Below are 5,870 nucleotides of genomic sequence, written 5' to 3'. Positions count from 1 at the left end.
AACATCTTATTATTTCCCTAATAGAATTTCCCCCAACCCAACCATCTCGTTTACCCTCCCCCGTTTGTTACGATTATCTGCATAGTAAACGTAAACCGACTCTAAGACGGCACGGCGAACCTTCCCAGTGACTTCTGATAGCGTAAGGGAGTGCTGAAACTTGTAGTCAAGATCATCCTCAAGGGAGATAGTGCGCTCTTGAACCAGGTGACTCAGATTGCGTCTGCGGAGAGCTTCCTGGAAGACATTCCAGACTTCGCTATCTTCGCGCCGTTTACGCTGACCATCTCCGCTGTAGCGACTGGTAACAAACTGCTCGTAGAGCTGCTCTATCTCGGTTTCTGGCTTACGGGTGATGCCGCACATCTCGGGGCCAAACCTATAGGCGAGGCCCGTATCAGGTAAGAGCTGGCCTGTGATCTCATCCAGGCCAGCAGCCATTTTGGGGGGAATCAAGGAAGGAGCGCTCTCTGTTTTTATCTGGGCTGCCAGTCGCTCCACACCACGCTCCAGCAGGGAAACCGTGCGGCGATAACCTTCTTGGTCAAAGCCCTCGAAAGTATCGGAGAGGCGCTTGAAACGACTGGAGATTCGCACCTCCAGATGGTTGCGATCCGGGCAGTAGAAGATAACTCCGATGTTCAGAGCCTCGCCCATGGCGGGGTCATTCTGGTAGCGCAGAACGCTATAGCGGTAGCTTACTCTCATGAAATTTATCCTTGCAATACCATTTCCAGAGAGCGCCCGAACGCTGGGGCATGCTCTCGAACTTGCCTAATATGGTCGGTGATCCTGCTGGCATTCCTCTGCCACGAACCAGGAGTTGCTCGCACCCACTCCTCCATAATACCGTCACTGAGCCCCTCAAGATCTTTGAGGAAACCGCCAAAGATTGCTGTCTTGCGCCGTAGCGCCTCAAAAAGTACGTGGTCCCGCGCCATTTTCTCGTCGACTTTATCCGGTGGAAAAAACGTTGCCATGCTGGGGAGGAGTTGCAGAAATGAGAAACCCAGCTCAAAATCAAAGGCCGTCAGGTTTTTCTGATGAAAAGCGCAGTTTGGCTTGCTTCGGCGGCGGTCTGGGTTCTGGATTAGCATATCAAGCGCAAAGAGGCGCGCAGCCTGCTCTATCATGGGGGGCGTGGTGAACATTGAGTCCACCGTCACCGAGTGCAGCGGCTCCAGGTGGCGACTCCCTATGGCCAGACCGACGAGCACTTCGCGCTCCGCACGCCTCAGGACGAGCTCATGGGCGGCGATAAATTCCTGGTCAATCAGAATTATGGCCGGTGGTGGAGAGGGCACCCCTAAAAGCCCTGCCAGCATCCCGCCAAAGAGCTCATTGAAGAGACTTTGCTCGGTGACTTCAGCACCCAGTGTCTTGACCACGTAGCGCCGTTGGGTAGTGTTACTCTCCTCGTTTTCCTCGGCATCTTCTGGTTCACAGCTTACATCAAGAGGACGAGTTCGCCCGTTCTCCTTGATCTCGATCAAGCGCACTGCTCGCCAGCGCTCAACAGATGTCCTTTCTACTTCGTCCACGTTTGGGCCCCCTCCTACCGTTCGCTGCTAATCTGTCCCATTGCCTGATGGCCCTGCATCGGCGGGTTCTTTATCAGTGATCTCAACCGCCGTACGCATCATGTTCTTCACCCACGCCTTCATGCGTGGATCTGCGATGCCATGATAGAAGTGTGCCACTTCGAGCGTATCTTCATCGAAGGGCTCGTTCAAGAGTTCGGGAGTCTCCGGCGCGAATCCGGCGGCAAGGAGCGCCTCGTTGCGAAGACGCAAGCGATCGTTATCGGTCATCGTATCCGTTGCCAGGGCATTGGCCAGCGCCTCGACCGTCTCTCGCTTGACCCCTTTTTTCTCGTGCTCGATGTTATGGATCGTGACGTGGCTATAGCCCGCCCTTTCCGCCAGTGCCAGCGCGGTAAGGCCACGTTTCTCACGTGCCTGTTTCAGCCACGGCCCAAAGCTCAAAATCGCACTTGTTATTGCCATAAAATCCTACTCTATTGTAACTGTATGTTACAGGATATGCAATGACTCTTTTGGTTACATTCAGTTGCATCTTTTATGACTTAGAGTTACAATTGGGTATGACACTTACCGACTATAGAAAGCAGGCCGGACTGACACTACAGCAGGTCGCGGAGCGCATGGGCGTTTCGCATGTAGCAGTGGTGAAGATGGAGAAGGCGGGAAACCCCAAGCTCTCCACGCTCCGCCGCTATGCGGATGCCGTGGGAGTGGCTCCTGAAGAGCTCGTCAAAAATTTAACTAATAGTATAATTTAGTCTTGACAAATATGTAACTAATGATTACAATAATGCCATGAGATACAAGGAAACGGAACCCATTTCTGCAGCAAGGAGGCACAGCTTATGAATAGGATAGCTCGGAATGTAACTCGTGAGGTGAGAGAGGACATCGAGCTGCGTTGCTCTTACCCCATGAGCCGCAAGCAGGCCCACTGGATCGCGGAAGGCTTGTTACTCCTCCCCTGCATCGCCCACGCCGAAGCCATCGCCTGCGGAGGCACTTCCTCACGCTGGTATGTCTGCTGGCTCCCCGAGGGGCAGCTCTTATGAGACGCCCCGTCACCCCATCTCGCTGGTTTACGATTCTCCCAGCACCACTGCCCCATTGCGAGGCCATTCGTTGCATGAAGATTATCCTCCTCACACTCGATCAAATCGCGAAGCGAACGGATGGGAAAGAGGAGAGCGGCCACCCCGCAGTGGAAGTAGAGACCCATGGGAACACGCTCTAAACTCAACCGCGCGCCCGTCTCCGTTTCGGGGCGGCGCTGCGCTATCTACTCTCGCTTCTCTACCGAGAAGCAAGCTGAGCAGGGACTGACCTCCTGCGAGGCCCAGGAAAACGTCTGCCGCGCCTACATTGAGGAGAATGGCGGCCAGCTCGTCGAGGTCTACCGTGAGGAGGCCAAGACGGGCACCAACCTCAATCGCAAGCAATGGAAGCAACTCCTGGCGGATGCCCAAGCTCGGAAGTTCGATATTGTCGTCGTCACCTTCATGGCCCGTCTTGGTCGTGGTGAGGAGTTCATTATCGCCCGCTACGAGCTGGAGAAAGTCCGCGCCCAGGTCGTCACTGTCAAAGAGAGCTTCGCCTCAGGACTTGCGGGCTACGCGCACCAGTCCATGATGATCGCCACCGATGGGCTCTGGCCGCGTATTATCTCCGAGCAGACTCGCACCAAGCTGGCGGAGATGGTGCGCCTCGGGCTGTGGCCAGGTGGGCCCAGTGTCGCCTTTGGCTACAAGGCCATCGAGGACGAGCGCTACCAGGCACCCGGCAAGAAGGCTCCCAAGCGCCTCATACCCGAGCCTGAGCAGGTTGAGCTGGTGCGCGAAGTCTTCGCTGAGTTCATCGCCACCGACTCCATTGCTGCCGTCCGCGATAGGCTCGCTGAGGCCACGGGGCAGGACTGGACCGATAAACGCGCCCGGCAGGTTCTTGCCAATCCTATCTGCACCGGGCGCTTTGTCTGGGCTGAGATCACCAACGAGAGCTTCTGCGCCCCGATAGTCACCCGTGATGTCTACGACCAAGCGCAGGTTCTCCTTACCCGGCGCGGCAGAGGAGAGAAGCGCTGCAACCCGCGAAAGCAAGCTTCCGAGACTCCAGACACCTTCTCCTACCTCTTCACGGGCCGGATCCGCTGCGCCTGTGGCGGGAATATGACCCCCTACTGGAGCCAGAGCAAGGGAGTGCGTTATCACTACTACCAGTGCCACCGCGCCCGTGCTGCGGCGTGTCCCACAGGCCAGGTGAGTGCCCCCTGGCTCCACGAGACCCTGGTGAGTGAGATGAAGGGCATGGCGGATCATCCGTGGCGCGTACGGTGTATCCTCGAAGCCGCTGCCGCCGAGCTGCCCGACTTGGGCGAGCTCACCCGGCAGGTGATCGCCGCCCGCCGTGAGGCCAAGCGCCTGATTGCCCAAGAGGAGCGCCTCACCAAGGCACTTACTCTTTCAACGAGCGATGGAGCCATGCGCTCCGTTCTTTCTGCGCTGGAGTCTGTCTCCACCCAGCGCCAGCAGTCCCAGGAGATCATCACCGCTCTGGAGGCGCAGATAGAAGCTGCCCGCCAGAGCAGGCCGACCGCAAGCCACTTCAGTGCTCTTATGGGGCGCTTTAGTGAGCTGTGGGAGGTAGCGACGCAAAAGGAGCAAGAAGTACTGCTCCGTGCGTTTATCGTCGAAATCGAGATCCAAGGCAAGAAGCAGTTCGCTGCCACGGTTCTCTCTGATCTTTCAGTGCAGGCTAAGATAGCAAAAAGCCGACCTCAAATTGAGGTCGGCTTGGTGGAAGTTTCGGGAAAAGATCCCCTAAGTGCACCCGACAGGACTCGAACCTGTGGCCTTCTGGACCGCAACCAGATGCTCTAATCCGAAATCTGGGGTGTTTGACAGACTCAAGTTAGAGGCCGTTTGCTGTATGCCGTAAAAAGATACTTGCAGTCATAATGACCGACAAAAGACAGTCTACCACGGCATACAAAATAAGGCATGAACTCGGACGATCAGACAAAATGATGTTATACTGACATTCTGTATGAATATCCGAAAACTGTTTTCTGTATCCAAACCTAAGCTATTTGTGATATTTGCTCTGCCCTCAATTCTAGTCGCGGGGTGTAATGCCACGCCACCACCGACATACAATGAAGCCCGCAACAAAAAATACATTGAAAAGGTCAGCATGGCTTACGGATCAGTCAAGGCAGGCGAACAACGAATAGAAGAACAGATGAATGAGCTTATGGACTCGCCATCAATGCATAAAGATCAGTCATGGCAGGATCGAGCAAGAGTCACTTCTGGAGTTCTGCTGGTGCCCAATATACTTCTTGACGAAGTAGAAGCGGCGGGAGTTCCGTTAGAGCACCGTCAATTTCATGACGATTTCAAAATACTGTCTAAAAAATCGGAAAAATGTTCAAAAATGTTCACGATGCTCACGATTGCGTTTATTAAAGCACCTACTAATTGGATAAGTCCTATATCTGATGAATTTATAATAAGTAGGATGGATTTGAAAAATGCGAGAGAAGAAATCAGGCCAAGATTAGTTGAACTTCGAGAGAAATATTGCATAGTTCAACCCACCCTGTAAAATCATCGCCTAGCGAAATAAGTTCATGGCTATTTCGTGGAGTCAATATGGATAATGTTTTAATTTTTCAAGGGATAACAGTTCTTGCATTTTTTTAGGGAAGTTTAGCCTGGCATGTTCGCCCCACAATTCAAGAGCCTTGGAGTCGTAAGCCCTAGCTGCGTCCTCCTCAGAGCTAAAGACGCCGAGGTAGTGGCCTTTTCCAGAGCTCCATATCCTTGCCTCCCAGCTAGGGGTGGCACTGGCCTTGATGTAGCTCGTCCCTTTGAACTTCCTTCGTCCATGAGGATCTGAATTTACCCGGTTCTGGATGCTGTCAACAATTCTTAGGTTGCTTCGAGAGTTGTTGAGAGGGTTCCGGTCGATATGGTCTATAATCCCGGCAGGGTTGCCAAGTATTAAGCGATGCAGTGTCACCGGGGAGTTTGATCCTTCGTGGTAGCGATTAGCCCTTACTCGCATAGGCTTTTTGATTGAACCAGAGCGAATGCGGTACTCTACAAACCACTTAGCGCCAGAAACAAGATCAAAATCAGCCGAGTCTATCGTTACTGGGCCAGAATCTTCGGAATGAAAAAGTATTGTGGTCTCCACGATTACTCCTTGGCGAAAAAACAGTTTGACAAGCCGCAACATAGCGGTTAGAATACGAAGTGTGTCGCAATGGCCTTTCACGGCAACATCCCGCGACGAAGATCATCACCGCAGCTCGCGCGGATCGTG

At 53.7% G+C, this 5,870-nt stretch carries 8 protein-coding genes, 1 tRNA gene and 1 pseudogene; 4 read left to right on the top strand and 6 right to left on the bottom strand.

Annotated elements, in window-relative coordinates; genetic code table 11:
* Nucleotides 1–9 precede the first annotated feature (9 nt).
* The 3 genes from RMO15_RS09660 to RMO15_RS09650 are packed head-to-tail and all read right to left on the bottom strand — an operon-like array spanning nucleotide 10 to nucleotide 2,006.
* Nucleotides 10–708, bottom strand: a complete 699-nt coding sequence (locus RMO15_RS09660; RefSeq protein ID WP_309711231.1) for a DUF3037 domain-containing protein — start codon at nucleotides 706–708, stop codon at nucleotides 10–12.
* A gap of 5 nt (nucleotides 709–713) precedes the next feature.
* Nucleotides 714–1,541 (bottom strand): HipA family kinase, encoded by an 828-nt coding sequence (locus RMO15_RS09655; RefSeq protein ID WP_309711228.1) that lies wholly within the window; start codon nucleotides 1,539–1,541, stop codon nucleotides 714–716.
* A 27-nt stretch (nucleotides 1,542–1,568) separates the two neighbouring features.
* A complete protein-coding gene (locus RMO15_RS09650; RefSeq protein WP_309711226.1) occupies nucleotides 1,569–2,006 on the bottom strand; it encodes a helix-turn-helix domain-containing protein in 438 nt (145 codons plus the stop codon).
* Nucleotides 2,007–2,104: 98 nt separating this feature from the next.
* On the opposite strand from RMO15_RS09650, the gene RMO15_RS09645 reads away from it, so the two are divergent.
* The 3 genes and pseudogenes from RMO15_RS09645 to RMO15_RS33230 all read left to right on the top strand — a co-directional run.
* On the top strand, nucleotides 2,105–2,302 hold the full coding sequence (locus RMO15_RS09645) for a helix-turn-helix transcriptional regulator (protein ID WP_309711223.1): 198 nt from the start codon (nucleotides 2,105–2,107) through the stop codon (nucleotides 2,300–2,302).
* A gap of 156 nt (nucleotides 2,303–2,458) precedes the next feature.
* Complete coding sequence (locus tag RMO15_RS09640) at nucleotides 2,459–2,596, top strand: hypothetical protein (protein ID WP_309711220.1); 138 nt, start codon at nucleotides 2,459–2,461, stop codon at nucleotides 2,594–2,596.
* Between the two features lie 165 nt (nucleotides 2,597–2,761).
* Nucleotides 2,762–3,781 (top strand): annotated as a pseudogene (locus RMO15_RS33230) (recombinase family protein); the annotation flags it as partial.
* 222 nt (nucleotides 3,782–4,003) lie between these two features.
* Here RMO15_RS33230 and RMO15_RS09630 read toward each other — a convergent pair.
* Entirely contained in the window at nucleotides 4,004–4,246 is a 243-nt protein-coding gene (locus RMO15_RS09630; protein WP_309711215.1) for a hypothetical protein, read from the bottom strand.
* 122 nt (nucleotides 4,247–4,368) lie between these two features.
* A tRNA-Arg gene (locus tag RMO15_RS09625) sits at nucleotides 4,369–4,435 on the bottom strand.
* 151 nt (nucleotides 4,436–4,586) lie between these two features.
* On the opposite strand from RMO15_RS09625, the gene RMO15_RS09620 reads away from it, so the two are divergent.
* Nucleotides 4,587–5,147, top strand: a complete 561-nt coding sequence (locus RMO15_RS09620; RefSeq protein WP_309711211.1) for a hypothetical protein — start codon at nucleotides 4,587–4,589, stop codon at nucleotides 5,145–5,147.
* A 42-nt stretch (nucleotides 5,148–5,189) separates the two neighbouring features.
* Here the strand turns inward: RMO15_RS09620 and RMO15_RS09615 are convergent, their stop codons facing one another.
* Nucleotides 5,190–5,741 (bottom strand): HNH endonuclease, encoded by a 552-nt coding sequence (locus tag RMO15_RS09615; protein WP_309711207.1) that lies wholly within the window; start codon nucleotides 5,739–5,741, stop codon nucleotides 5,190–5,192.
* Between the last annotated feature and the right edge of the window lie 129 nt (nucleotides 5,742–5,870).

The organism is Armatimonas sp., from assembly GCF_031410135.1.
Classification (GTDB): domain Bacteria; phylum Armatimonadota; class Armatimonadia; order Armatimonadales; family Armatimonadaceae; genus Armatimonas.
The sequence above is the reverse complement of the archived record's forward strand: the minus strand, read 5'-3'. Positions and strand labels throughout refer to the sequence as shown.